At 72.6% G+C, this 23,714-nt stretch carries 26 protein-coding genes; 13 read left to right on the top strand and 13 right to left on the bottom strand.

What is annotated here, in order from left to right:
- Window positions 1-13 precede the first annotated feature (13 nt).
- The gene (locus CF165_RS38970; RefSeq protein WP_167441708.1) at window positions 14-853 is read left to right on the top strand and encodes an LLM class F420-dependent oxidoreductase; all 840 of its coding nucleotides are present in this window, start codon (window positions 14-16) and stop codon (window positions 851-853) included.
- Window positions 854-866: 13 nt separating this feature from the next.
- Here CF165_RS38970 and CF165_RS38975 read toward each other — a convergent pair whose 3' ends face one another.
- The gene (locus CF165_RS38975; protein WP_093952617.1) at window positions 867-1,280 is read right to left on the bottom strand and encodes a hypothetical protein; all 414 of its coding nucleotides are present in this window, start codon (window positions 1,278-1,280) and stop codon (window positions 867-869) included.
- Between the two features lie 89 nt (window positions 1,281-1,369).
- Complete coding sequence (locus tag CF165_RS38980; protein WP_093952656.1) at window positions 1,370-1,681, bottom strand: hypothetical protein; 312 nt, start codon at window positions 1,679-1,681, stop codon at window positions 1,370-1,372.
- 154 nt (window positions 1,682-1,835) lie between these two features.
- On the opposite strand from CF165_RS38980, the gene CF165_RS38985 reads away from it, so the two are divergent.
- Genes CF165_RS38985 through CF165_RS38995 form a run of 3 tightly spaced genes read left to right on the top strand, consistent with a single transcriptional unit; the run spans window position 1,836 to window position 3,075 of the window.
- Window positions 1,836-2,312, top strand: a complete 477-nt coding sequence (locus tag CF165_RS38985) for a roadblock/LC7 domain-containing protein (RefSeq protein WP_240521974.1) — start codon at window positions 1,836-1,838, stop codon at window positions 2,310-2,312.
- Window positions 2,313-2,351: 39 nt separating this feature from the next.
- Window positions 2,352-2,717, top strand: coding sequence for a hypothetical protein (locus CF165_RS38990; protein WP_167441712.1), 366 nt, complete (start codon window positions 2,352-2,354; stop codon window positions 2,715-2,717).
- A gap of 19 nt (window positions 2,718-2,736) precedes the next feature.
- Window positions 2,737-3,075: a hypothetical protein gene (locus CF165_RS38995; protein WP_240521975.1), complete on the top strand. Its 339-nt coding sequence runs from the start codon at window positions 2,737-2,739 to the stop codon at window positions 3,073-3,075.
- Window positions 3,076-3,089: 14 nt separating this feature from the next.
- On the opposite strand, the gene CF165_RS39000 is transcribed toward CF165_RS38995, so the two are convergent.
- Complete coding sequence (locus tag CF165_RS39000; RefSeq protein WP_240521976.1) at window positions 3,090-3,668, bottom strand: TetR/AcrR family transcriptional regulator; 579 nt, start codon at window positions 3,666-3,668, stop codon at window positions 3,090-3,092.
- 75 nt (window positions 3,669-3,743) lie between these two features.
- Here CF165_RS39000 and CF165_RS39005 point away from each other — a divergent pair, with 75 nt between their 5' ends.
- From CF165_RS39005 to CF165_RS39020, 5 genes are all read left to right on the top strand, one after another.
- Window positions 3,744-4,070, top strand: coding sequence for a rhodanese-like domain-containing protein (locus CF165_RS39005; RefSeq protein WP_093952658.1), 327 nt, complete (start codon window positions 3,744-3,746; stop codon window positions 4,068-4,070).
- Window positions 4,071-4,725: 655 nt separating this feature from the next.
- Entirely contained in the window at window positions 4,726-6,282 is a 1,557-nt protein-coding gene (locus CF165_RS39010) for an alpha-L-arabinofuranosidase B (RefSeq protein WP_093952620.1), read from the top strand.
- A 138-nt stretch (window positions 6,283-6,420) separates the two neighbouring features.
- Window positions 6,421-6,573 (top strand): hypothetical protein, encoded by a 153-nt coding sequence (locus CF165_RS50565; RefSeq protein ID WP_240521977.1) that lies wholly within the window; start codon window positions 6,421-6,423, stop codon window positions 6,571-6,573.
- A gap of 13 nt (window positions 6,574-6,586) precedes the next feature.
- The gene (locus tag CF165_RS39015) at window positions 6,587-7,825 is read left to right on the top strand and encodes a GDSL-type esterase/lipase family protein (protein ID WP_093952621.1); all 1,239 of its coding nucleotides are present in this window, start codon (window positions 6,587-6,589) and stop codon (window positions 7,823-7,825) included.
- An 18-nt stretch (window positions 7,826-7,843) separates the two neighbouring features.
- Window positions 7,844-8,569, top strand: a complete 726-nt coding sequence (locus CF165_RS39020; RefSeq protein ID WP_093952622.1) for a PP2C family protein-serine/threonine phosphatase — start codon at window positions 7,844-7,846, stop codon at window positions 8,567-8,569.
- Between the two features lie 241 nt (window positions 8,570-8,810).
- Here CF165_RS39020 and CF165_RS39025 read toward each other — a convergent pair whose 3' ends face one another.
- The 3 genes from CF165_RS39025 to CF165_RS39035 form a co-directional block, all read right to left on the bottom strand.
- Complete coding sequence (locus tag CF165_RS39025) at window positions 8,811-9,338, bottom strand: hypothetical protein (protein ID WP_093952623.1); 528 nt, start codon at window positions 9,336-9,338, stop codon at window positions 8,811-8,813.
- A gap of 102 nt (window positions 9,339-9,440) precedes the next feature.
- The gene (locus tag CF165_RS39030) at window positions 9,441-9,836 is read right to left on the bottom strand and encodes a bacteriophage spanin2 family protein (protein ID WP_093952624.1); all 396 of its coding nucleotides are present in this window, start codon (window positions 9,834-9,836) and stop codon (window positions 9,441-9,443) included.
- A gap of 27 nt (window positions 9,837-9,863) precedes the next feature.
- Window positions 9,864-10,790, bottom strand: a complete 927-nt coding sequence (locus tag CF165_RS39035) for a TerC family protein (protein ID WP_093952625.1) — start codon at window positions 10,788-10,790, stop codon at window positions 9,864-9,866.
- Window positions 10,791-10,974: 184 nt separating this feature from the next.
- Here CF165_RS39035 and CF165_RS39040 point away from each other — a divergent pair, with 184 nt between their 5' ends.
- Entirely contained in the window at window positions 10,975-11,277 is a 303-nt protein-coding gene (locus tag CF165_RS39040) for a helix-turn-helix transcriptional regulator (protein ID WP_093952626.1), read from the top strand.
- Between the two features lie 78 nt (window positions 11,278-11,355).
- Here the strand turns inward: CF165_RS39040 and CF165_RS39045 are convergent, their stop codons facing one another.
- On the bottom strand, window positions 11,356-12,213 hold the full coding sequence (locus CF165_RS39045; protein ID WP_093952627.1) for an SDR family oxidoreductase: 858 nt from the start codon (window positions 12,211-12,213) through the stop codon (window positions 11,356-11,358).
- 161 nt (window positions 12,214-12,374) lie between these two features.
- Here CF165_RS39045 and CF165_RS39050 point away from each other — a divergent pair, with 161 nt between their 5' ends.
- Window positions 12,375-12,767 (top strand): winged helix-turn-helix transcriptional regulator, encoded by a 393-nt coding sequence (locus tag CF165_RS39050; protein ID WP_093952628.1) that lies wholly within the window; start codon window positions 12,375-12,377, stop codon window positions 12,765-12,767.
- 23 nt (window positions 12,768-12,790) lie between these two features.
- On the opposite strand, the gene CF165_RS39055 is transcribed toward CF165_RS39050, so the two are convergent.
- The 6 genes from CF165_RS39055 to CF165_RS39080 all read right to left on the bottom strand — a co-directional run bounded on the left by CF165_RS39055 (window position 12,791) and on the right by CF165_RS39080 (window position 20,591).
- On the bottom strand, window positions 12,791-14,431 hold the full coding sequence (locus CF165_RS39055) for a glycoside hydrolase family 13 protein (protein WP_093952629.1): 1,641 nt from the start codon (window positions 14,429-14,431) through the stop codon (window positions 12,791-12,793).
- Between the two features lie 59 nt (window positions 14,432-14,490).
- Window positions 14,491-16,428, bottom strand: a complete 1,938-nt coding sequence (locus tag CF165_RS39060; RefSeq protein WP_093952630.1) for a DUF2264 domain-containing protein — start codon at window positions 16,426-16,428, stop codon at window positions 14,491-14,493.
- Window positions 16,425-17,438 carry a hydroxyacid dehydrogenase gene (locus tag CF165_RS39065; RefSeq protein WP_093952631.1) on the bottom strand — a complete coding sequence of 338 codons (1,014 nt, stop codon included), beginning with the start codon at window positions 17,436-17,438 and terminating at the stop codon, window positions 16,425-16,427. The genes CF165_RS39060 and CF165_RS39065 overlap by 4 nt, the downstream gene beginning before the upstream one ends.
- Window positions 17,435-18,244, bottom strand: coding sequence for a carbohydrate ABC transporter permease (locus tag CF165_RS39070; RefSeq protein WP_093952632.1), 810 nt, complete (start codon window positions 18,242-18,244; stop codon window positions 17,435-17,437). The genes CF165_RS39065 and CF165_RS39070 overlap by 4 nt, the downstream gene beginning before the upstream one ends.
- 104 nt (window positions 18,245-18,348) lie before the next feature.
- Complete coding sequence (locus CF165_RS39075; protein WP_093952633.1) at window positions 18,349-19,284, bottom strand: carbohydrate ABC transporter permease; 936 nt, start codon at window positions 19,282-19,284, stop codon at window positions 18,349-18,351.
- The gene (locus tag CF165_RS39080; RefSeq protein ID WP_093952634.1) at window positions 19,284-20,591 is read right to left on the bottom strand and encodes an ABC transporter substrate-binding protein; all 1,308 of its coding nucleotides are present in this window, start codon (window positions 20,589-20,591) and stop codon (window positions 19,284-19,286) included. The genes CF165_RS39075 and CF165_RS39080 overlap by 1 nt, the downstream gene beginning before the upstream one ends.
- 99 nt (window positions 20,592-20,690) lie before the next feature.
- On the opposite strand from CF165_RS39080, the gene CF165_RS39085 reads away from it, so the two are divergent.
- Both CF165_RS39085 and CF165_RS39090 read left to right on the top strand, forming a co-directional pair.
- On the top strand, window positions 20,691-22,496 hold the full coding sequence (locus CF165_RS39085; protein ID WP_240521978.1) for a heparinase II/III family protein: 1,806 nt from the start codon (window positions 20,691-20,693) through the stop codon (window positions 22,494-22,496).
- On the top strand, window positions 22,496-23,602 hold the full coding sequence (locus CF165_RS39090; protein WP_240521979.1) for a substrate-binding domain-containing protein: 1,107 nt from the start codon (window positions 22,496-22,498) through the stop codon (window positions 23,600-23,602). Before CF165_RS39085 ends, CF165_RS39090 begins: the two co-directional genes overlap by 1 nt.
- Window positions 23,603-23,714: the final 112 nt, after the last annotated feature.

The raw sequence follows: 23,714 nt of genomic DNA on the forward strand, positions 1-23,714 counted from the left end.
TACGATGAAGATCATGCGATTCGCCATCAAGACCTCGCCCCAGAACACCGAATGGGCCGGCATGCTCGCCGTGTGGCAGGCCGCCGACGAAATCGAGCTGTTCGAATCCGGCTGGACCTTCGACCACTTCTATCCCATCTTCTCCGATTCGACCGGGCCCTGCCTGGAAGGCTGGGTGACGCTCACCGCGCTGGCGCAGGCGACCAAGCGGCTCCGGCTGGGCACGCTGGTCAGCGGCATCCACTACCGCCACCCCGCGCTGCTGGCGAACATGGCCGCGACGCTCGACATCGTCTCCGGCGGACGGCTGGAGATCGGCGTCGGCGCCGGCTGGAACGAGGAGGAGTCGGGCGCGTACGGCATGGAGCTGGGCTCGATCAAGGAGCGCAGCGACCGCTTCGAGGAAGCCTGCGAAGTCCTCGTCGGGCTGCTGACGCAGGAGACCACGACGTTCCAGGGCGAGCACTACCGGCTGACCGACGCCCGGTGCGAGCCGAAGGGCGTGCAGAAGCCGCATCCGCCGATCTGCATCGGCGGCAGCGGCGAGAAGCGCACGCTGCGCACGGCCGCGAAGTACGCCCAGCACTGGAACTTCGTCGGCGGCTCGCCCGAAGAGTTCGCCCGCAAGCGTGACGTGCTGCACCGCCACTGCGCGGACGTCGGCCGCGACCCGGCCGAGATCACGCTGTCCTCGCACGTCCGGCTCGGCCCGGACCTCGACTACGCCCAGGTCGCCGCCGACGCGGAGGCGCTCGGCGAAGCCGGCCTGGACCTGGCGATCGTCTACCTGCCGCCGCCGCACACCCCGGCCGTGCTCGAGCCGCTGGCGAAGGCGCTGGAGCCGTTGCGCTGAACCGGATGCCGCCTCAGCGCCGGCGTTCGTGCAGGTAGGCGGAGACGCGGATCCGCAGGACGCGGACGTCGGCCAGGTCGAGCGCGAACGACCCGGCCGGAAGGGACCCGGGCCTGCCGCACGGTCCGGTGAAGTGGACGAAGCCGTCGCCCGGGTCGTGGCGGGGTACCGGCCACGCCGCCTCGTCATCGGCCGCGCGCGAGGCGGCGCCGGCCCGCGCGGACCAGTAAGCCGGCAGCTTCATCACCTCGCCGAGCGCCTTGGCGAACGGCGGCAGGTCGTCCTCGTGCAGGGCCAGCCCGCGCCCGGGCCACACGCGCGGCGCGGCCGGCGGGCGTCGGCCGCGCCCCGCCGGAGCGGGGACGAAGGTGACCTCGTGACCGGCGGTGCGGATCGTCCACTGCGGCAGTTCGGTCAACGTCGGCACGGGGCGCTCCTCACTTCACTTCTCGGCCCCAGGTGTCACCCACCTTAGTGGATCTTGACCGGCGGGCGCCGTCCGGCGGGGCCACTCCGTCACCCGTCGAACGGGCGTCCGGCCAGCAGGTTGCCCACCCAGCGGAGCGCCGTGCCGCACAGCGCGGCCTCGGTGCCTCGCCGGTGGGCGACGACTTCGTCGCCGCGCCAGAGCATCAGCGCCGTCTCGCCGCCGGCGGTCGGGGTCAGGCCGATCACCCAGCGCCGTCCGCCGGCGTGGAGGGTGCGCTCGGCCGTCGTCCAGCGCCCGCGCGATCCGCTCACCGTCCACTCCGGTGTGCGGCCGAGCCCGGCGACCGACGTGGCCGCACCGGCGTGCTCCTCGGGCTGGTCCTCCGTCCGGCCGTTCATGGGGTCACTTTCGCACACCGGGACCGGGGTGACGGGGAGGTGCGGGTGCCCGGTCACCGAGCGTGGCGCGGCCGACCGGGCGAAGCGCGTCCGGGGGCTCGTCGCGCGGAGTGCCGATATTTTGCCACAATCCGGATCGCCGCTCGCGTGATCAATGAACGACGCCGCCGATCGTCGATTTCTTCCCGTTTCGAAAAACATGCTCTTTGTCGGGCGCCCTTTTGTTTTGCGTTCGGTCTTTGCGAATTGGGACGAAATCGCTGTGGACTTCGAAGCACTGGCCGGCGAACTGCGCAGTCTTCGGGAAGGCGTCGCCGGGGTGACCGGCACGGTGCTGGCCGCGGTCGACGGAATACCCATCATCGCCGACTCGGCCGACGACATCGACCCGGCGAAGATCTCCGCGCTCGCCGCGGCCGACCTCGGGATCGCGCGCCAGGTGGCCGAAATGACCGGGAAAGGCGCGCTGAGCCAGACCGTGGCGTTCGGCAGCGAGGACTACCTGGCCGTCTACGCCGTCGGGCGGCTGGCGCTGATGGTCGTGCTCGGGGAGAAAGGGCTGAACGTCGGGCGCCTGTTGTTCGAGTCCCGGCCCGTCATCGAACGGATCGGCGCGATCCTGGCCGCCTAGCCGCCACACCCATTTCACGGAAAGGATGCTCCCGCGATGATGAACATCGACACAGCACTCAAGGAAGCCATGTCCATCGCCGGTGCCGTCGGGGTCGCGCTGGTCGACTACGAAAGCGGCATGTCGCTCGGCACCGGCGGCGGCGGCGACTGGCTCGACCTGGAGGTCGCCGCGGCGGGAAACACCGAGGTCGTGCGGTCGAAACTGCGGGTCATGTCTTCGCTCGCGCTCGACGACACCATCGAGGACATCCTGATCACGCTGCACCGCCAGTACCACCTGATCCGGCTGATGAACTCGTCGAGGAACTCGCTGTTCCTGTACCTGGTGCTCGACCGCGAACGGGCGAACCTGGCGCTGGCCCGGCACTACCTGAAACGCATCGAAGCGGACCTGCAGGTGTAACCCGGGGGAGGAGGAGCCGATGACCGGAGGTGGCTCGCGAGCCGCGCTCGTCATCGGTTCGGCGCTGATGCCCGACCTCGGTTCGCTGTTCGTGTCGTCCTGCCCGTCACCCGACGCCGTCGAGGAGTGGGTGCGGCTGCGGTCGGGCACCGTCGTGGCCGGCCGCGTGGTGCGCTTCTTCGTCGACGCGGACACGGCGGCGCCGAGCCGCTGCTCGACCTGGAGCTCGCCTACCGGCCGGACCGCGACCACGAGGTGCGGCTCGCCGGGGCGCACGAACGGGTGCGGCGGGCCCGTGGGTGGCTGCGCCGGCGGCGCACCGCCCGGATCATGGGGTGGAGCTGGACGTCCAGCCTGAGGAGACGCCCGGTCTCAGGAGAAGGCCTGCCGGCAGAGCCGGGCGACGCCCGCGCGGACCCGTCGTTCGCCGAGGCCGGGCAGGATCGCCGCGACGTGCTCGGCGGCGAGGGGTGCGAGCAGCGCGTGGGCGGTGTGGTCGGGGTCGGGCGTGCCGGCGAGCAGGATCGCCACGTGCCGGTGCCAGAACCGGTAGGCGCCGATCCGGTACCGGGCCCCCGGGGCCGCGGTCTCCGACATCCGCACCACGGGCAGGTGCTCGAGCAGGTAGTCGAGGTAGGCGTCGGCGAAGGCGGCGAGGCGTTCGACGGGCGGCGCGCCCGGGCCCAGCGGCGGCGGTCCGTGCAGGATCCCTTCCTGGAGCACGTGTTCCCGGGCGTCCAGCAACGCCGCGGCCAGCCCTGCCTTGTCGCCGAAGCGGCGGAAGAGGGTGCCCTTGCCGACGCCCGCGGCCGCCGCCACCTGGTCCATGGACACCGCGTCGACGCCGTGTTCGGCGAAGAGCACGGCGGCGGCGTCCAGGATGGCCGCCCGGTTGCGGGCGGCGTCCGCGCGCTCCTTGGGCGGAGGCGTGCGAAGCAGGTCCAAGGGCATTGCAGAACCGGACTGCGGTCCGCTATCGTCGGGGAGCACAGACGGACTATAGTCCGATTATCTCGAAGGAGCGACATGACCGCACTCATCACCCGCGACGAGCTCGAGGCCGCGATGGACGAGGGCACCGTGACGGTGGTCGACGCGCTGGGCGGCGAGTACTACGCCAAGCAGCACCTGCCCGGCGCCGTCGCCCTGGTCCTGGCCGACGTCGACGCGCAGGCACCGGCCCTGCTGCCCGATCGCGGAGCCGCGATCGTCACCTACTGCTCCAACCCGGCCTGCCCCAACAGCGGGCAGGTGGCCGACCGGCTCACCGCGCTGGGCTACACCGGCGTCCGCAAGTACCGCGAGGGCATCGAGGACTGGGTCGCGGCGGGCCTGCCCACCGAGACGGCCTGACCGCCGCCGCCGGGTAGCCTCGGGGACCGTGGTGTTCGACTCGGCCCGGTCCGATCTGCGGCCCTACACCGGTTTCGAGACGGACCGCTTCGTCCGACCTTCTGCAGCCGGGAGGACGTCGGCTGGCGGTCCCTGCTCGTGCAGCGGTTCGAGCACGTCCCCGTTGAAGGAATGGCGCTGTCCCGGCGCCGGTGACGGCCGGGACGGCGTCGGCGCGGTGCAGGCCATGGCGACCGGGTTGGCCGACCACGCCGCCGGCTGAGCATACTGTCCACAGTGGATACGCGGCGGCCCGCGGGAGCGGCGGCCCTGAACGATCCAGGACGAACGCGGCGCGGCGGTCCCGCGGCCGGGTGCCGAGGTGAAGTAGTCGAACGCGGGTGCGGCCCGCGATCAGGCCGTTGCACTCCGTCGGGCCGGGCGCTATGTTAGCGCTCACAATCGCTCCGCTTGTGCCGTCCGAGTGTGCCGGTGATCGAGGAGGAGGTTGGCAACGACGCCGGCCCGCGCAACCTTACTGATCAGCAACTCCACGGTATGCACCGAGCGTGCCAGCGGGCCTCTCTCTTCCCGTCCGCGCGCCGGCGTGCTGGTGAAGTCATGCCCGGCCAAGGAATTCGGCAGTGATCCCCGAACGCAACGGGAGAGATCAACCATGGCACGACAGTCGAAACACGTCCATCGGCAGGCCCTCGTCCCGGCCGTCATCGCGGCCGCGGCACTCGTCGGCGGCCTGCTGGCCGGCGGCGGCACGTCGCAGGCGGCCACCCAGGGGCCGTGCGACATCTACGCGTCCGGTGGCACGCCGTGCGTGGCCGCGCACAGCACCACCCGTGCCCTGTACGGCGCCTACACGGGCCCGCTGTACCAGGTCCGGCGCTCGTCGGACAACACCACCCGGGACATCGCCCCGGTGAGCGCCGGCGGCGTCGCCAACTCCGCGGCCCAGGACTCGTTCTGCGCCGGGACCACCTGCCTGATCACGATCATCTACGACCAGTCCGGCCGGAACAACCGGCTCACGCAGGCGCCTCCCGGCGGTTTCAACGGCCCGGCCGCGGGCGGGTACGACAACCTCGCCAACGCCACCGCGGCACCGATCACCGTCGGCGGCCACAAGGCCTACGGCGTCTACATCGCCCCCGGCACCGGGTACCGCAACAACAACACCAACGGCATCGCCACCGGTGACCAGCCGGAAGGCATGTACGCGATCTTCGACGGCACGCACTACAACGGCGGTTGCTGCTTCGACTACGGCAATGCCGAGCGCAACAGCCGGGACAACGGCAACGGCACGATGGAGGCCATCTACTTCGGCAACATCAAGGTCTGGGGCTACGGCAGCGGAAACGGGCCGTGGATCATGGCCGACCTGGAGAACGGCCTGTTCTCCGGGGTCAACCAGCACTACAACGCCAACGACCCGAGCATCAGCCACCGCTTCCTGACCGCCGTCGTCAAGGGCGGTCCGAACCGCTGGGCCATCCGCGGCGGCAACGGGCAGTCCGGTGGCCTGTCGACGTTCTACGACGGAGTGCGCCCCAACGTCTCGGGCTACAACCCGATGAAGAAGGAGGGCGCGATCATCCTGGGTATCGGCGGTGACAACAGCGTCGGCGCCCGCGGCACCTTCTACGAGGGCGTGATGACCTCCGGCTACCCGTCGGACGCCACCGAGAACGCGGTGCAGGCCAACATCACCGCGGCCGGCTACGCCACCGGTGCGGCCGGGACCGGCCTGACGCCGGGCACGTCCGTCTCGCTGCGCGCCACCACCGCGTGCTGCACCGACCGCTACATCCACCACACCGGGTCCACAGTGGACACAGCGGTCGTCGGCAGCGGCAGCTCCGCCACGGAGAAGGGCAACGCGACCTGGACCGTGCGGACCGGGCTGGCCGACAGCTCGTGCGTGTCGTTCGAGTCGAAGAACGTGTCCGGCCAGTACCTGCGGCACCAGAACTACCAGCTCCATGTGCAGGCCAGCGACGGGAGCGCGCTGTTCGGCCAGGACGCGACGTTCTGCCCGGAGGCCGGCCGCAGCGGGCAGGGGACTTCGCTGAGGTCGCTGAACTTCTCCGACCGGTACGTGCGCCACTACAACAACACCGTCTACATCGCGGCCAACGGCGGCTCGAACGCCTTCGACAGCACCAACGCCTACAACGACGACGTGAGCTGGGCCGTCAGCTCTCCGTGGGCGTCCTGATCCGAGCGGGCTTCCGCGCGTCCCGCCCACCCGGCGGGACGCGCGGAAGCGCTTTCAGACGGTCTTGTCGGCGTGGCGGACCCTGGGTTACCCTCGATCGGGAGCGCTCCCAACCGCCGTGTTGCCGCTGACATTCCTGTGCATCGCAACGCTTCCGGTGGCGGCACCCAGATCCTGGCCGGGCACGGCAGCGGCCACGGCCACGAGGCCGTGCTCGCCGACAGCGGCGCGTCCCTGCCGGGTGTCGACCGCTTGACCTACGGCCCGGCGGGGAACCCCCCCGTGCGATGAGAGGACGTCCCGGATGCACCTGCGCCTGACCGCTGTTGTCCTGACCGCTTCCGCGTCGCTGCTGGCGCCGGCCACGGCGGTCGCCGCGCCCGCGGACGAAGCCGGGCCGCACGCCGTCACCCTGACGGAGTCAGCCCTCGAAGGAGTGCACGGCACCGCGCCCGACGCCACGGTCCGCAACGTCCTCACCGTGACCGCGAGCGGCACCGGGCTGCGGGTCCGGCTGAGCAACCCGTCCGCCACCGCCGCGCTGACCGTGCGGTCGGTGTGGGCCGGGCTGCAGCCGTCGACGGCTTCGCCGGCGCTGGTCCCGCGGTCGAACCGCCACGCCACGTTCGGCTTCCGGCGCGCGGTGACGATCCCGCCGGGCGCCAGCGCGTGGACCGACCCGCTGCCGCTGTCCGTCCGGCGCGGCGACCACGTCGCCGTCAGCGTCTACGCCCCCGGCTCGCCGATCGGCGACCACACGTTCCCGCCGCCGGAGACCGACACGCCGGGCTCGTTCCTCTCCGGCGGGCCCGGTGACGCCGGGGCGGACGAGTCGGGAGCCGCCTACGGCGCCTTCTCACCCGGCGTCCTGTGGTGGGCGGACGCGATCAGCGCCGTTTCGGCCGCGCGCGGCACCATCGTCGCCCTCGGCGATTCGATCACCGACGGCTACAACGCTTTCGGCGGCGGCCCGCGCTGGACCGACGTGCTGGCGGCGCGCATCGGGAACCTGCCGCCGGGGCGGCGGCTGTCGGTGGCCAACGCGGGGATCAGCGGCAACACCGTCAGCGTCCAGCCGAACCCGTACGACCCGACCGGCCAGTGCTGCGGGCCGCCAGCGCCGGTGCGGCTCGACCGTGACGTGCTTTCCCTGCCCGGTGTGCGGTACGTCCTGCTCCTGGAAGGGACGAACGACATCGGCGGCGGCGACAACGCGCCGCCCGCGCCGGCCGCCCAGGTCGTCGGCGCCATGCGGACCGTCGCCGCGCGCGTGCACGCCGCGGGGCGCAAGATCGTCGGGGCGACCGTGCTGCCGATGTGCAACGCCGCCGGGGGACCGAAGGAACAGGCCCGCCTCGCCGTCAACGAGTGGATTCGCACGTCCGGCACGTTCGACGCGGTGCTCGACTTCGATTCGGTGCTCCGCGACCCCGCCGACCCGACCGTGATGCGCGCGGACTGGCGCAGCGACTGCTACCACCCCAACGCCGAAGGCGACCGGCTGCTGGGCGAGTCGATCGACCTCAGGGCGTTCGGGCTCTGACACTGGCATCATGCGGGCATGACGGAGTGTGCCTTCCGCGCGGCCGGGGCGAGCGTGACCGGCCGGCGGTACTCGGACAACTTCGACGTGCTGCACCTGCGGGAGTCGCCCCTGCTGGCCGTCGTCGCCGACGGCATGGGGGACGGCGAAGGCAGCCGGGTGGCCGGCCGGACCGGGACCGGCGTCTTCGTGGACCGGCTCCCGGCCGCCGGGGACGCGATCGACGCCGCGGCGCTGCGGGCCGCCGTCGCGCGGGCGCAGGCGGCGGTCGGCGAAGCCGGCCGCCGGATCGGCGGGCTGACCGGGTGCACGCTGACCGCGCTGGTGGCGGCCGGGGAAGCCCTGTGGATCGTGCAGCTCGGCGACTCCCGCGCCTACCGGCTGCGGGACGGGCTGCTGGAGCTGCTGACCACCGACCACACGATGGCGTGGCTCGGCGCGGTCAACGGCTGGTACGCATTCGATTCGCCCGAAGCCCACGCCGCGCGCTACCAGCTGACCCGCTACCTGGGGCATCCCGCGCACCCGGAACCGGACGTGCTGAACCTCGCGCCGCGCCCGGGGGACGTCCTGCTGCTCTGCAGCGACGGCGTGGCCGAACAGGTGCCCTACGAGCGCATCCGGGAGGTGCTGGCCGCGTCCGCGTCCCCGGCGGGGCAGGTCGGCAGGCTGCTGGCCGACGCCGAGGCGGCCGGCGGCCACGACAACGCGACCGCGGTGGTGGTCCAGGTGGTCCCGGCCTGACCGCACGGCCGCGCGGGGTGACCGGCCGCCCCCCTGCGCGGGAGAAGGCGCTCGAACACACCGGTATCACCCGATCGCGGAGGCTTTCGGCCCTGGCTTCCCGGCGGCGGTGGCGGGAGACTGGAGCCAAGTCACGGGGACGAAGGGCTACGGCCCCCAAGCGCCGCTGGCCCAGGTTCGCGGCCCGGTTCAAACCAGAGCCCCGCCGCGAACCGCCTGCCGTCCACGCCGGGGAGCCCGTTCAGTGGGCGATCAGCTTCACCGCCACCACCACGAGGGCGATGGCCAGTTCCCCGACGAAGAGCAGCAGCTTGACCGGCCACCGGACGGCCGCGCGCCGCGTGGCGACCATGGCCAGCGCGGCGATCGTGAGCACCAGCGACAGGGCGGCGATCCACAGGGCGGTCCCCAGCGGCAGCCAGCCCAGTGCCGCGGCGGCGACGCTGAGGACGGGCAGCAGGGCGGTCTCCAGGACGTGGCCCGCCGCCGAGAGGATGTGGCGCAGGTCCGCTCCGCGCGGGAAGCGGCCGTGCGCGATCCGGTGCGCGCTCACGTCCGCGAACCCGCCGGCCAGGCAGAGGGCGCCCATCGCGGCCGCGATGTCGGCGAGGGCTTCCGCCGCGGACGTGCTCTGCGCGTAGTTCAGCAGGAGCAGCACGGTCGAGAGGCCCGCCAGCGTCGCGTACACGCGTTCCCGCAAGGCGGACACCGACGGCGGGCGTTCCGCGGGCGCGGAACCGGCGGCCGCCTGCGTCCGGACTTCGTTCATGGGGGAACTTTAGCGGTCCGCTCCGGAACCGCGGCCGACGAAGAGTCCTATGGGGACGATCGTCTCCGCGAACCGGCGCACCGGAAGAAGGCCCGGCCGCGGTCAGCCCCCGCACGCCTTGGTCAGCGCGGCGACCTGGTCGGCCTGCTTGCGCAGCCAGGCGGCCGGCGCGCCGGTGAGGTCGCCGATCGTGGTCTCGCGCAGGGTGCCGGCCAGGGTGCCGATCGCTTCGCCCACCGTGGTGTTCCCGGCCCGCGAGGCCAGTTCGGACAGTTCGCCGGCGGCGGCGTGGGCGCGGTCGGCCGCGGCCCGCGGGTCGGTGAGGTCCGGGGTGGCCGTGGCGATCCGCACCGCCTCCGCGCAGACCGTGGCGGAGGACGCGGCCGCGCCGACCTGGCCCGCGGTTTCGGAGGCCTGCTGGGCGACGCCGCAGCCGGTGAGGGCCAGCAGGAGGCCGCCGGCGGCGACGGCCGTGGCGAATCGGTGGGTGGGGCGCATGGTGATCGTTCCTTTCCGGGGGAGGGGTCAGGCGTCCGGGCGCGCGGTGGCCCGCGTCCGGAGGAGGCTGGCGGCGAACGCGGTCCCGAGGATCACGCCTACCACGGCCAGCGAGAGCACGGTCGGGATCTTGTAGAGGTCCAGCAGCAGCATCTTCACGCCCACCCAGACCAGCACCAGGGCCAGGCCGAGCTTGAGGTAGACGAACCGGTGCATGACGTCGGCGAGCAGGAAGTACATCGCCCGCAGGCCGAGCACGGCGAAGGCGTTCGACGTGAACACCAGGAACGGTTCCTGGGTGACGGCGAAGATCGCCGGGATCGAGTCGACCGCGAAGACGACGTCGGTGACCTCGATCAGCACCAGGACGGTGAGCAGCGGCGTGGCAACCCAGCGGCCGCCTTGCCGCACGAGGAACTTCTTGCCGTGGTAGCGGTCGGTGGACGGGACGGTCCGGCGGAACACCCGCAGGACCGCGTTCCGCTCGTAGTCGACGGTCTCGTCGCGGTGCCGGGCCATCCGGATGCCGGTGATGACCAGGAAAGCGCCGAAGACGTACAGGATCCACGCGAAGCTCGCGATCAGCGCCGAGCCCGCGGCGATGAACACCGCCCGGAACACCAGCGCCCCGATGACGCCGTAGAACAGGATGCGGTGCTGGTGCTCGCGGGGGACGGCGAAGTACCCGAAGATGATCGCGAACACGAAGACGTTGTCGACGGCCAGGGACTTTTCGATGACATAGCCGGCGAAGTACTGGCCCGCGAACTCCGCGCCCCAGGCCCACCAGACGACGGCGCCGAAGGCGAGCCCCAGCGCCACCCACACGCCGGACCACGCGAGCGCTTCCCGCACGCCGACGACGTGCGTCCGCCGATGGGCGGCCAGGTCGATGGCGAGCATGGCCAGGATCACGCCGAGCACGGCGGCCCAGGCCCAGATGGGAACAGTCACAGCACACTCCTCTGGTTCGGTGACGAACCAGAGGTCTCCCCGGTCACCCGAGGGTGACGCCGGCACCGGGCTGCGCTCGGGCAGCCGGACTGACGATGCCGGACCGGGCGGGTACTCCCCTCCGTGCCTCCAGAATGACGAACTGTGGTTCGTCTGTCAAGTTCGGACGTCTACTGTGGCCGGTATGGCTTCGTGGACGTTCCTCAGCAACCACGCGCACGTCCTGCTGTGCGTGGCCGCGGATCCGGACCGGACGCTGCACGACATCGCCGAGCGGGTGGGGATCACCGAACGCGGGGTGCAGCTCATCCTCACGGACCTGATCGCGGAGGGCTACCTCGAACGCGAACGGGTCGGCAGGCGCAACCACTACAAGATCCACCCGGAAGGCCGGTTGCGCCACCCGCTGGAGGCTCACCACCGGGTGGCCGACCTGGTCGAGGCGCTCGGCCTCGACACCGGCGAGCGAACCGGGGGAACGGGGTGACGTCCGGGCCGCCGTTTTCGAGTGGCTCGTTCAGGCGACCTGAACGAGCCACTCACGGCGTCCCCGGCGCGGGCCGTCTCAGGCGGCGTCGACGACCTCGGCCACCGTCACGGCGATCGGGGTGCTCGGACGGCCGGTCAGGGCGTGGAAGTCGGGCGTGGTCTCGGCCAGGATGCCGTCCTTGATGTTGGCGTCCAGCGCGGAGAGGAAGCCGGCCACCGGCTCCGGGAGACCGGCCTGGGTCAGGGCCTTGGCGTGCTCGTCGGCGGGCAGGTCGACGTAGGTGATCTCGCGGCCGGTGGCCTTGCCGATCTCGGCGGCGAGTTCCGCGTTCGACCAGGCGACGTCTCCGGTGAGCTCGTAGATCTTGCCTTCGTGGCCTTCGCCGGTGAGTACGGCGACCGCCGCCGCGGCGTAGTCCGCGCGTGCGGCGCTGGCGACGCGGCCTTCGCCGGCGCTGCCGACGAAGCTGCCGGTGGCCACGGCCTGCTTGATCGTGTCGGCGTAGTTCTCGTTGTACCAGTTGTTGCGCAGGATCGTGGCGGCCAGGCCGGACGCCTCGATCAGCTCCTCGGTCGCCTTGTGCTCCGGGGCCAGCACGAGCGCCGAGGTCGTCGCCTTCGGGGCGCTGGTGTAGACGAGGTGGCCGACGCCGGCCTGCTTGGCCGCCTCGATGACCGCCTGGTGCTGCGCCGCCCGCTGGCCGACCTCGCTGCTCGAGACCAGCAGCACCTTGTCGGCACCCTTGAGCGCGGTGACCAGGCTGTCGGGATCGGTGTAGTCGGCGCGGCGGACCTCGACGCCGCGCGCGGCCAGGTCGGCGGCCTTTTCGGGGGTGCGCACCGCGGCGACGACCTGGTCGGCGGGCAGCTTCTCGAGCAGGCCTTCGACGACGAGCTTGCCGAGGTGGCCGGTGGCGCCGGTGACGACGATCATGATTGCTCCTTGAAGTTTCAACTTCCTTGTCCTTGGAGCATGTACTAACTTTTCGAAAGTACAAACTCATTGTAAGTGCCGTCACATCCATCGTGCAAACTTCTGGGTAGTATCGAACCGTGGAAGAACGACGGACAGGTCACGGCGGAGGAGGTGACGCGATGGCCGAGGTGGAGCACGACGACCTGGTCGCGGACGTGTTCAGCGCCGCGTGCGCGTCGCGCAGCCTGCTGGAACACGTCACCGGCCGGTGGGGTGTGCTGGCGCTCGTCGCGTTGAACGACGGCGTCTTCCGGTTCAACGCCCTGCGCCGCCGCGTGCAGGGGGTCAGCGAGAAGATGCTCGCCCAGACACTGCAGGCGCTCGAGCGGGACGGCTTCGTGCACCGCGAAGCCCGTCCGACGATCCCCCCGCACGTGGAGTACAGCCTCACGCCCGCGGGGCAGGAGGTGGCGCTGCGGCTGCGGGGGCTGATCGAGTTCCTCGAGGCGAGTGTCCCGGACGCCATGGCGGCCCAGGCTCGCTACGACGAAGCGAAGTCCGCCGCCGGGTAGCCTGCCGGACCGCGGCCGTCCGCTCAGGCGGGTGCGAACCAGGCCGCGGAGTCGCCCGGCACGCCGTCCTCGGAACGCGCGCTGCCGAGCACGACCTCGCCCCACCCGGCGGGTGGCGTGAACGGCCCGCTCCCCGTGTTGACCACGCACACCAGTTCCCCGCGCCGGAAAGCCAGCACGGCGTCGTCCCCGGTGCCGAGCCACTCCACCGGGCCCGGCTCGCCGAGGTCCCGCCCGCGCCGGGTCCGCAGGGCCCGGCGGTAGAAGTGCAGCATCGACGCGCCGTCCGCTTCCTGGACGTCGGCGGCATACCCGGCGAACCACCCGGGCTGCGGCAGCCACGGGGTTCCGGCGCCGAACCCGAACGCCGGCGCGTCCGCTCTCCAGGGCAGCGGGACGCGGCAGCCGTCGCGGCCCTTCTCGCGGCCGCCACTGCGGTGGAACACCGGGTCCTGGCGGGCCTCGTCCGGCAGGTCGAGGACCTCGGGCAGGCCCAGCTCCTCGCCCTGGTACAGGAAGACCGAGCCGGGCAGGGCCAGCACCAGGAGCAGCGCGGCGCGGGCCCGCCGTTCGCCGAGCGCGGTGTCGACCTCGCCGCGCGGGCGCATCAGGGCGGCGAAGGCGTCGTTGCTGACCGGAGCGGGCTCGGGACGGACGATGCCGTAGCGGGTGACGGCCCGGTGCACGTCGTGGTTGGCCAGCGTCCACGCCGCCGGGGCGCCGTGCGCGGCCGTGCCGGCCACGGCGCGCTCGACGGCGCCGCGCAGCGCGGCCGCCTCCCACGGCTGGACCAGCAAGTCGAAGGAGAAGGCCTGGTGCAGCTCGTCCGGGCGCAGGTAGTGGTCGAGATCGGCCGGGTCGGGGACCCACACCTCGCCGACGAGCAGCAGGTCGCGCTCCGGGCCGTAGCCCGCCGCGAGCGCGCGCCAGCGGCGGAAGATCTCGTGGACCTCCGGCTGGTTCCAGCTGTGCGCGTTGTACCCGTCGCCGTCCCAGTCCCGCAGGGCCGCGTCCTTGATCATCCCGTGGCAGACGTCGATGCGGAACCCGTCCACGCCGCGGTCGAACCAGAACCGCAGGACGTCGTCGAAGTACGCGAGGACGTCCGGGTGCCGCCAGTCGAAGTCCGGCTGCTCGCGGGTGAACAGGTGCAGGTACCACTGCCCGGGCGTGCCGTCGGGCTCGGTGACCCGGGTCCAGGCGGGACCGCCGAAGACCGACTGCCAGTTGTTGGGCGGCTGGTCGCCCCGGCCGTCGCGGAAGAGGAACCGTGCGCGTTCCGGTGAGCCCTGGCCGGCGGCCAGCGCCGCCGTGAACCAGGGGTGCTGGTCCGAGCAGTGGTTCGGGACGAGGTCCATGAGGATCCGCAGCCCGCGCGCGTGCGCCTCGGCGACCAGCCGGTCGAACGTCTCGAGACTGCCGTACTCCGGGTTGATCTCCCGGTAGTCGGCGATGTCGTAGCCGTGGTCGGCCTGGGGCGAGGGGTAGCAGGGGTTGAGCCAGATCGCGTCGGCGCCGAGCCCGGCGATGTGGCCGAGCCGCTCGACCACCCCGCCGAGGTCACCCACGCCGTCGCCGTCGCTGTCGGCGAACGAGCGGACGTACAGCTGGTACACGACCGCGTCGTCCCAGAACGAGCGCGGGCGGGAGGAGGTCCGGGACACCCCGGGATCTTCGCACGCGTGATCCGGCGGGCATCGCGGTGATGCCCCTCCCCGTCAGGTCATTCCGGTGCGGGCAAGGCGGCTTCGGCCGTGACGCCGTCGGGCCAGGTGAGGGTGACGTGGTGGCCGCCCCGGCCGTCGGCGGCGACGGTCAGGGCGGGGTCGGGATCGTCCGGGCCACCGCGGTCGAGGATGACGACGGCGGCGAGCACTGTCCCCGGAGCCGGGGCGCCTTCGGTGGCGAGGGACGGGACCGCGGCCCACTCGCCCAGGGGCGAGGTACCGGCTTCGACGGTGACGTCCGCGATGGTGAAGCCGCGCAGGTTCCGCAGCGTGGAACGGAGGCCGGGGGTCTCGGCAGTGGCGGACACCTCGGCGCCGCTCCGGGTCGCCGGCGGCGTGTCACCGGCCACCGGCCACCCGCTGAGCCGCAGCGACCGGACCGCGCCCTCGGCACTGTCGAGCCGCGCGAGCCTGACCTCGACGCCGCGCCGCACCACCGAAGCCACCGTCAGCAGCGGCCCCGGCACCACCGGGCCGCCGCGGCCGGACCCGTGGTCCGGCGAGTCGTCGCCCGCGGTGTCGACCCAGCGGACGCGGCCCTGTGACGCCGCCGCCAGCACACCGCCCGGCAGCTCGGTCGCGTAGCACGTCGAGAACCCCGCCCGGTGGCTCGCCCGGCCGTCCGCGTCGAGCACGACCACCGTGTTGTCGGGCACCGAAGCGAGCGGGAACGTCGCGGTCGAATACCCGATCCGGGCGTAGAGCGGGGAGTCGGCCCGCTGGTCGCCCGGGCACGCGTGGTCCGTGCCGTGGTTGACCACCAAGGCGATGCCGTCGCGGCGCCGTCCCGAAACCAGCCAGCCGGGCGCGGCGACGACCCGGGCGACGTCCCCGGTTTCGATCGGCAGCGGCTCCTCGACGTCCGTCCACACGGGATGGTTCGCGGGCAGGGCGAGGCCCAGCATCCCTTTGGCCGCCCAATACGGCGATCCCGGCCCGGAGTACGCCTGGCGCATCGCGGGCCAGGCGTGCTGCCAGCCGAGGGTCAGCAGCCCGTCCTGTTCCGCAGCGCCGGCGAAGTGCCGCACCATCCCGCCGGCCACGCGGCGCGTCAAGCCGGGGGACAGGTGGGAAGTCCCGGTGAGCGCGCCGACCCAGAACGGCGCCGCGGCGGCGAAGCGGTAGACCAGGCTGCGGCCCTGCAGCAGGGGCGAGCCGTCGCTGCCGACGAGCCGCATGGCGTCGTCGAGGTAGTCCCGGAGGTCCGCGGCCCACTGGTGGCGCAGGGAACCCGGGCACAGGCTGCCGGTGACGTCGAACAAGTGCGTCCACAGCAACGGATACAGGTGCAGGGCCCAGCCCGTGTAGTGGTCGTAGGCGCGCTCGTCGCCGTCGCTGAGCCAGCCGCCGGGCCGCCTCAGCGAGGCGTGCACGGCGAGGTCCTCCTCGACGTCCGCCGCCGACCACGGGCCGCCCGCCTCGCGCAGGAACGACTCGACGACGATCCGGAACCACACCCAGTTGATCGGCGGGTACGGCTGCCCGACCACCGTCGCGAGCCAGGCGACGACCCGGTCCCGGACGCGGTCGTCGAGCCGGTCCCACAGCCACGGCCGGGTCAGCTGGAGCACCAGCGCGATCGACGCGGCCTCCACTTTGGACTGACCGAGCTCGTCGGGCCGCGGCCACGCCTCGGGCGAGGCCGGATCGGTGCCGGCGGCCAGCCCGCGCGCGTACTGCTCGAGCAGGCCGCCGGGGTCCGCGCCGCCCTCCCCGGCGACGCGGAAGCCGGCGAGCAGGAAGGTCCGGGCGAACCCTTCCAGCCCGTCGGAGACGCGGCCGTTGCGGCTGGCCGGGCCGGGCAGGTCGATCCGGGCGCCGGCCGGGGAGCGGTACCGGCCCGCCGCCGCGAGCAGCCGGTCCGCCAGCGCCGTCCAGTGCCCGCGCGTCCAGCCGGTGTACGGCGAGAGCCGCCGGTCCTCGACGGCGGTCATGCCTGCACCGCCAGGGAATGCCGGGTCACCGGGGCCCGGGGCGGCAGGCCCGCGGCGTAGCGCTCGAGCTCGCCGATCGCCTCCGCGCTCATGCGGCGGGTCTCCGAGCCCAGCGACCCCGCGATGTGCGGCGTCAGCACCACGTTCGGCAGGTCGTAGAGCGGCGAACCGGCGGGCAGCGGCTCCGGCTCGGTGACGTCGAGGACGGCGTGGAGGCCGTCGGACTCGCAGGCGTGCTCGAGCGCCGCGGTGTCGACGAGCGCGCCCCGGGCGGTGTTGATCAGCACCGCACCGGGTGGCAGGGCCGCCAGCTCCGCGGCGCCGATCAGGTGCCGGGTTTCCGGCAGCGACGGCGCGTGCAGGCTCAGCACGTCGGCCTGGGGCAGGGCTTCGGCCAGGCCGGCGGGCTCGGCACCGGCCGCGAGGATCTCGTCCGCGCCGACCACCGGGTCCACGACGAGGACACGGGCGATGTCGAGCCCGCGCAGCAGCGCGGCGACCCGGCGGCCGACGCGGGAGAAGCCGACCAGCACGACCGTCCGGTCCCGGCCGGACAGCTCGCCCCGCTGGTCCCGGTACCGCCAGTCCTCCCGGAACTTCCGGGCGTCGGCGGCCAGGAACGGCACCTTCTTGAACGCCCAGAGGACCGCGCCCAGGGTGTACTGGGCGACCGGTTCGGCGTTGGCGTCGGCGGCGGTGGTGACCCGCAGGCCCCGGTCGAAGACCGCCGCGCCGACGTGGTCGCGGACGCTGCCCGCCGCGTGCAGCACGGCCCGCAGGTTCGGCGCGGCGCGCAGCACGGCGTCGTCGAGCGGGGGACAGCCCCACGACGTGATCAGCACCTCCACCTCCGCCAGCCGCGCCCGGACCCGCGCCGAAGCGAGTTCGTCCGTGCACAGCGGCTCGCCGAGCCGGGCCGTGGCCCGCAACCGGGCCAGTTCCGCTTCGCCGAACTGCACCTCCATCGTGTCGTGCGCCATCACCAGCAGGGTTTCCGGACGACGGGTCACTTGACGCTGCCCGCCGCCAGCCCGGACCGCCATTGCCGGTGCAGCAGGACGAACGCGACCACCAGCGGCAGCACGGCCAGCAGGGAGCCGGTGATGACGAGCGGGTTGTACTGCGGGAACTGGGTCACGCGCGTGCTCCACTGGTACAGGCCGAGGCTCATCGGGAACAGCTTCGGATCGGTGAGCATCACCAGCGGCAGGAAGAAGTTGTTCCAGATGCCCACGAACTGGAACAGGAAGATCGTCACCAGGCCCGGCCGCATCATCGGCAGCGCGATGGTGAAGAACGTGCGCAGCTCGCCCGCGCCGTCGGTCCTGGCGGCTTCCAGGATCTCACCGGGCACCGCGGCCTCGGCGTAGACGCGGGCGAGGTAGACGCCGAAGGGGTTGGTCAGCAAGGGGACGAACACCGCCCAGAACGTGCCGACCACGTGGAGCTGTGACGCGAGCAGGTACAGCGGCAACGCCAGCGCCGTGGTGGGCACGAGCACCCCGGCCAGTGTCACCGCGAACAGCGCGCGCCGTCCCGGGAAGTCGAGCTTCGCGATCGCGTACCCGCACGCCGCGCAGATGAACGAGCCGAGCACCGCGCCGAGGCCGGCGTAGAGCAGCGAGTTGCGGATCCAGGCGAGGAAGACGCCGTTCTCCTGCGTGAAGAGGGCACTGAGGTTGGCGCCGAGGTTGAACTGCCCGAACTCGAACGCGCCGGTCGTGGAGAAGTCGCCGACGGACTTGGTGGCCGAGGTGACCAGCCAGACCAGCGGCAGCACCGCGTAGAGCGCGGCCAGTACCAGCAGGACGTGCACGACCGTGCGTGACGTCCACCGCGAACCCGCTTTCCGGGGGTTCCGGGTGGCGGAGCCCCCGGCCCGAGGCGAAGTCTCGGATGTCGCAGCGGCGGGGGACAGGGTCACCGGGACCTCCGGGCGGACAGGCGCATGACCAGCGCCGAGAGCAGGGCGGAAACGACGGCCAGCAGCACGGACGCGGCGGCGGCGCGGCCGTAGTCGTTGGCGATGAACGCGGCTTCGTACACGTAGAGGCTCGGGGACCAGGTGCTCGTCACCGACCCGGTGAACCCGCGCAGCACCAGGGGTTCGGTGAACAGCTGCAGGGAACCGATGACGGTGAAGACCAGGGCGACGAACATGGTCGGCCGGATCATCGGGACCTTGATCGACCACGCCGTCCGGAACCCGCCGGCGCCGTCGGCCCGCGCGGCCTCGAGGACGTCCCGGGGCACGGCCTGCAACGCGGTGTAGAAGATGATCATGTTGTAGCCGACCCACTGCCAGGTCGCGATGTTCACGATCGAGGGCAGGATGCCGGTCTTGCCCAGCGGGTCGAACGGCAGGAGCGCGGTCAGCCCGGAGTTCGGGCTGTAGAGGTAGACCCAGACGAGCCCGGTGATCACGGTCGGGACCGCGTAGGGCAGGAAGACCGCCAGCGACCAGACCCGCTTGAGCCGCACGACGGTGGAGTCGATCAACAGGGCCAGGAGGAGCGCGAGGCCGAGCATGATCGGGATGTGCACCAGGACGAACAGCGCCACGTTGCCGAGACTGGCGTGGAACGCGCTGTCGGTGAGGACGTCGAGGTAGTTGCCGAGGGCGACGAAGGCCTGGTGCGGGCCGGAGAACCCCAGGCCGGACAACCGGTCGGTGAACAGGCTCAGGTAGAGCGCGTACCCGATCGGCACGAGCACGGTGAGCGTCAGCAGGATCGCGAACGGGGCCGCCAGGGTGAGGCCGGCGCGGCCGCGGCCACGTCGCTCGCGGGCTGGGGCGGCTGGGCGGCCTGAGCGCGCCGGTGTGCTCGCGGCGCGCTCCGGAGTGAGGACGGTCATCAGGCTTTTCCTTCCAGCACGGTCAATCCCCGCTCGCGGAGCGCGGCGACGGCGTCGGCCTGCGTCTGCCGGACGGCGGTGGCCAGGGTCGTGCCGCCCGTCTTCACCCCGGACATGCGGTCGACGACGGTCGAGAAGATGCGCAGGGCGTTGGGGCCCCACGTCCAGTCCGGGACGCGGAGCGCGGCCTCGTCGAGCACGTCGTACACCGGGGTGCCGAGGAAGAACCCGCCCTTGTACGCCTTCCTCGCGACGTCCCGGCTCGGCAGGTAGCCGGGGAAGGGTGTCGTGAACGTGGTGCCGATCTTCGCCACGGCTGGGTCGGTGCTCAGCCAGCGCAGGAACTTCACGGCCGCCTCGGGCACCTTGCTTTCGGCGGAGACGGCGAACGCGCTGCCGCCCTGCACGCCGTTGGCCGGCACGCCGTCCCAGGTCGGCATGGTGGTGACCGCCCACCGGCCCTTGTCCTGCGGGATGGACTTGTTCAGCGTGCCGACGCTCCAGGAAGCGCCGAGCAGGCCCCACAGCCGGCCCTGGTGCATCGCCCCGATCCAGTCCTGGTCGCCGGTCGGCGCGGTGGCGACCAGGCCGTCGCGGATCATGCCCTGCCAGAAGTCCGCCGTGCGCACGGTGCCTTCGCCGCTGATGTTCACCCGCCACGAGCCGCCGTCGACGCGCCACCACGGATCGCCCGCCTGCCAGCACATCCCGGCGAAGAACGAGCCGTCGTTGAGCGGGAACGTCGTCACGCGCGCGGCCGGGTCGGCCTTCTTCACGGCTTGCGCGGCGGCGCGGAACTCGTCCCACGTGCGCGGGACGGCGATACCGTGCCGGTCGAACAGGTCCTTGCGGTAGTAGAGGACCATCGGTGCCAGGTCCATCGGCACGGCCCAGGTGCGGCCGCCGGGCCGGACGCCCTGCCAAGCCGCGGGGGAGTAGCCGCGCTCGAGGTCGGCCAGGTCGTCGGTCAGGTCCCGCAGGCCGCCCGTGGTGAGCAGCTGCGGCAGGCCCTGGTACTCGGCGTGCAGGATGTCCGGTGCGTTGTGGGCGCGCAGCGCGTTGGTCTGCTGGGCGTAGCCGCCCTTGAGGCCGGACGCGATCACGTTGAGCTCCACCGAGATGTCCGGATGTGCGGCGTTGAAGGCGGCGACGTACTTGTCCATGCCGGTCAGCCAGGACCAGACGCTGACGCGGGTGGCGCCGGCTGCGGTGGTCGTCGACGACCCGCACGCGCCGAGCAAACCGCCGGCCGCGAGCCCGGCCGAGGCGGACAGGAACGTCCGGCGGGTGAACCCCTGAAGCTTCATTGCTCCTCCGTCGAAGTGATGGCTGTCACTGTCGGGGTGTGCCATAGTGCGAGTCAACAATTTGCGTCAGAAACGATCACAAACGATCAGAACCGAAAGGTGCTGGAGATCGTGGGGCTCTTCGACGACGGTTCCGCGGCCCGGCGGCCACCGGTCCCGGACGTGCGCGACCGGACGGCCTGGGACGCCGTGGACGGCGAGGCGATCCTCGCCGAAGCCGAGGCCGTGCTCGCGCGTCCGGCACCGGTCCTGACGGCGACGGCGTGGGCCAGGACGTTCCGCGACGGCGTCCGGACCGACTACGAAGACGCGGCCCGCGAGCTGCGCGAACGCGTGACGCTGCTCGTCCTGGCCGCGGTGCTGACCGGCGAGGTGCCGCCGGGCCCGGTGCCGTTCCTGGACGGCGCGATCGACGGGCTGGTCGCGCTCGCGGAGGCGACCACGTGGTGCTGGGCACCGCACGACCGGCACGCGTCCGCACGCGGGGAAGTGCTGGCCGATCCCGACGACCCGTTCCTCGACCTGGGCGCGGCCGAGGTCGCGTCCCTGTTCGCCTGGGCCGACCACGTGCTGGGCCCGCACCTCGACCTCCGCGCCCCGGGGCTGCGCAGACGTTTGCGGCGCGAGGTCGACGTCCGCGTCCTGACGCCGTTCGAGCGCGTCCGCGACTGGCACTGGCTCGGCCTCGACGGCGACGCGCACAACTGGAACCCGTGGATCCACAGCGGCGTCCTCACCGCCGCGCTCCTGCTCGTGGCCGACGAAGAGCGGCGCTCACGGCTGGTGCGGCTGGTGGCCGAAGGACTCGAGCACTACGTCGCGGTCCTGCCCGACGACGGCGGCATCGACGAGGGCGTCGCCTACTGGTGGCACGGCGCCTGCCGCCTGCTGGAGTGCCTCGACCTGCTCGCCGACGCAGGGGACCTCCCCGTGCTGCCCGAACTGGTCCGCTTCCCGCACCGGATGCACCTGGGTGGCGACGCGTACGTCAACGCCGGAGACGCCCCGGCCCGCCTGCCCCCGGCCCAGCCGTGGCACGTCCTGTACCGCTGGGGCGAGCGCCTGTCCGACGACGAGGTTCGCGCACACGCGGTGAGCCGGGCACGGGAAGGCGGGCGGCTCGTGTGGCCGCAGGCCGGGCTGGGCCGCGCCCTGAGCGGTCTGCTCGACGAAGACTGGCGGAAGGCGGAACCGGGCGGGACCTGGCTCGCCCGCGAGGAATGGCTGCCGCGGGTGCAGGTGCTGGTGGCCAGGGAGACGGCGGGCACTCCGCGCGGGCTGACCGTGGCGGTCAAGGCCGGGCACAACGGCGAGCGGCACAACCACCTCGACGTCGGGTCCTACTGGGTGGCCGTCGACGGAGTACCGGTCGTGGTGGACGTCGGCCAGCCGACCTACACCGCGGACAGCTTCGGACCGGACCGGTACCGGGCCTGGCCGTTGCGCGGCGAGTGGCACAACGTGCCCGAGCCGGGCGTCACGCAGGAACCCGGGGAAACCTTCGGGGCGCGAGACGTCCGGGTGGACCTCACCGCGGCCGGGGCCACGTTGTCCGCGGACCTCGCCGGGGCCTATCCGGGTGTGCCCCGCTGGATCCGGTCGGTGCGGCTGGTCCGCGACGCGCCGGCGTACGTCCTCGTGGAGGACGACGACAGCATCCGGCCGGTCCGGCTGCGGCACGTCCTCGCGGGTGACGTCGAGCTGGGGGACGGCGAAGCCTTCGTGTCCCTCGCCGGAACGCGGGTGCTGCGGCTGAGCTGGGACTCGCGGCACACCACCCCGGAACTCGAAGTGCGGCCGCTGGACGACCCCCTGCTGCGGGCGAGCTGGGGTGATCACCTCAGCCGCCTCACGCTGCTGGTGCGCGAGGGCCCGGCCCGGGTCCGGCTGGAGCAGGTCCGGTGATGCTCGCGTCCGAACGGCACCAGCTGATCCTTTCGCTGGTGCGCGAACACGGCGCGATCCGGCTCGCCGAGCTGGTCGAGCGGCTCGGCGTCACCGCGGTCACCGTGCGCCGGGACGTCACCGAGCTGGCCGACCGCGGGCTGCTGACGCGCGTGCACGGCGGGGTCACGCTGACCCGGCCCCGCGGCGGCCACCCGGAGCCGGGGCGGCCCGCCGCCGTGTTCGGCCCGGCCGTGCCCGGCGCGCTGGTCGGGATGGTCGCGCCGTCCGTGGAGTACTACTGGCCGACGGTGATCCAGGGCGCCCAGTCCACTGTGGCCGCGGCGGGCGGACGGCTGGTCCTGCGCGCCTCCAGCTACGACGCGGCGGAGGACCGCCGTCAGATCACCAAGCTCCTCGAGCGCGGGGTGCAGACGCTGCTGGCCGCGCCGGCCACCACCGGCCGCGGTGCCCTGGACCTGCTGCGCTGGCTGGGCACGCTGAGCGTCCCGGTGGTGCTCGTCGAACGCCTGCCCCCGCCGGAGCTGCCGACCCTGGCCCTGGACGCCGCCACGACGGCGCACGCGCTCGGCGCGGGACTGGCCGTCCGCCACCTGGTTTCCCTGGGCCACCGCGGGGTCGGGCTCGTCACCTCGCGCTCCAGCCCGCACAGCCCGGCCGTGCGCACCGGCTGGCGCGAGACGATCGCGTCACTGGGCCTGGACGCCGGCGCGGCGCTGGACCTCGACGTGCCGGCCTACGGCTCCCGGGGCTGGGCGGCCGAGTACGACGCCCTGCTGGACCGCTGCCGCCGGGCCGGCGTCGGCGCCCTGCTCGTGCACGCCGACCGCGAGGCCATCGGCCTGATCGAACGGGCCCGCGACGGCGGCATCGCGGTGCCCGGCGAGCTGGCGGTGGTCTCCTACGACGACGAGGTCGCGGCGGCGTCGGACCCGCCGCTGACCGCGGTGTGCCCGCCGAAGCACCGGCTCGGCGCGGTGGCCGCCGAGCTCGCGCTGGCCCGGCTCGCCGACACGACCGAGCGGCCCGTGCACCGCCTGCAGCTCTGGCCGACGCTCGCGGTGCGCGAGTCCTGCGGAGCGGTGCCGGAACCCGCGGCGGAGTGAAATCGTCGAATTCGAACTCGCTTTTCTCGGGGTACGGCCGAAATGCGGATCCGGTTGTGTCGAAATGGTAACGACCGGATCGCGATCTCGGGATTTACAAGAAGTGGATCAC

This window comes from Amycolatopsis vastitatis, from assembly GCF_002234595.1.
In the GTDB taxonomy this organism is placed as follows: domain Bacteria; phylum Actinomycetota; class Actinomycetes; order Mycobacteriales; family Pseudonocardiaceae; genus Amycolatopsis; species Amycolatopsis vastitatis.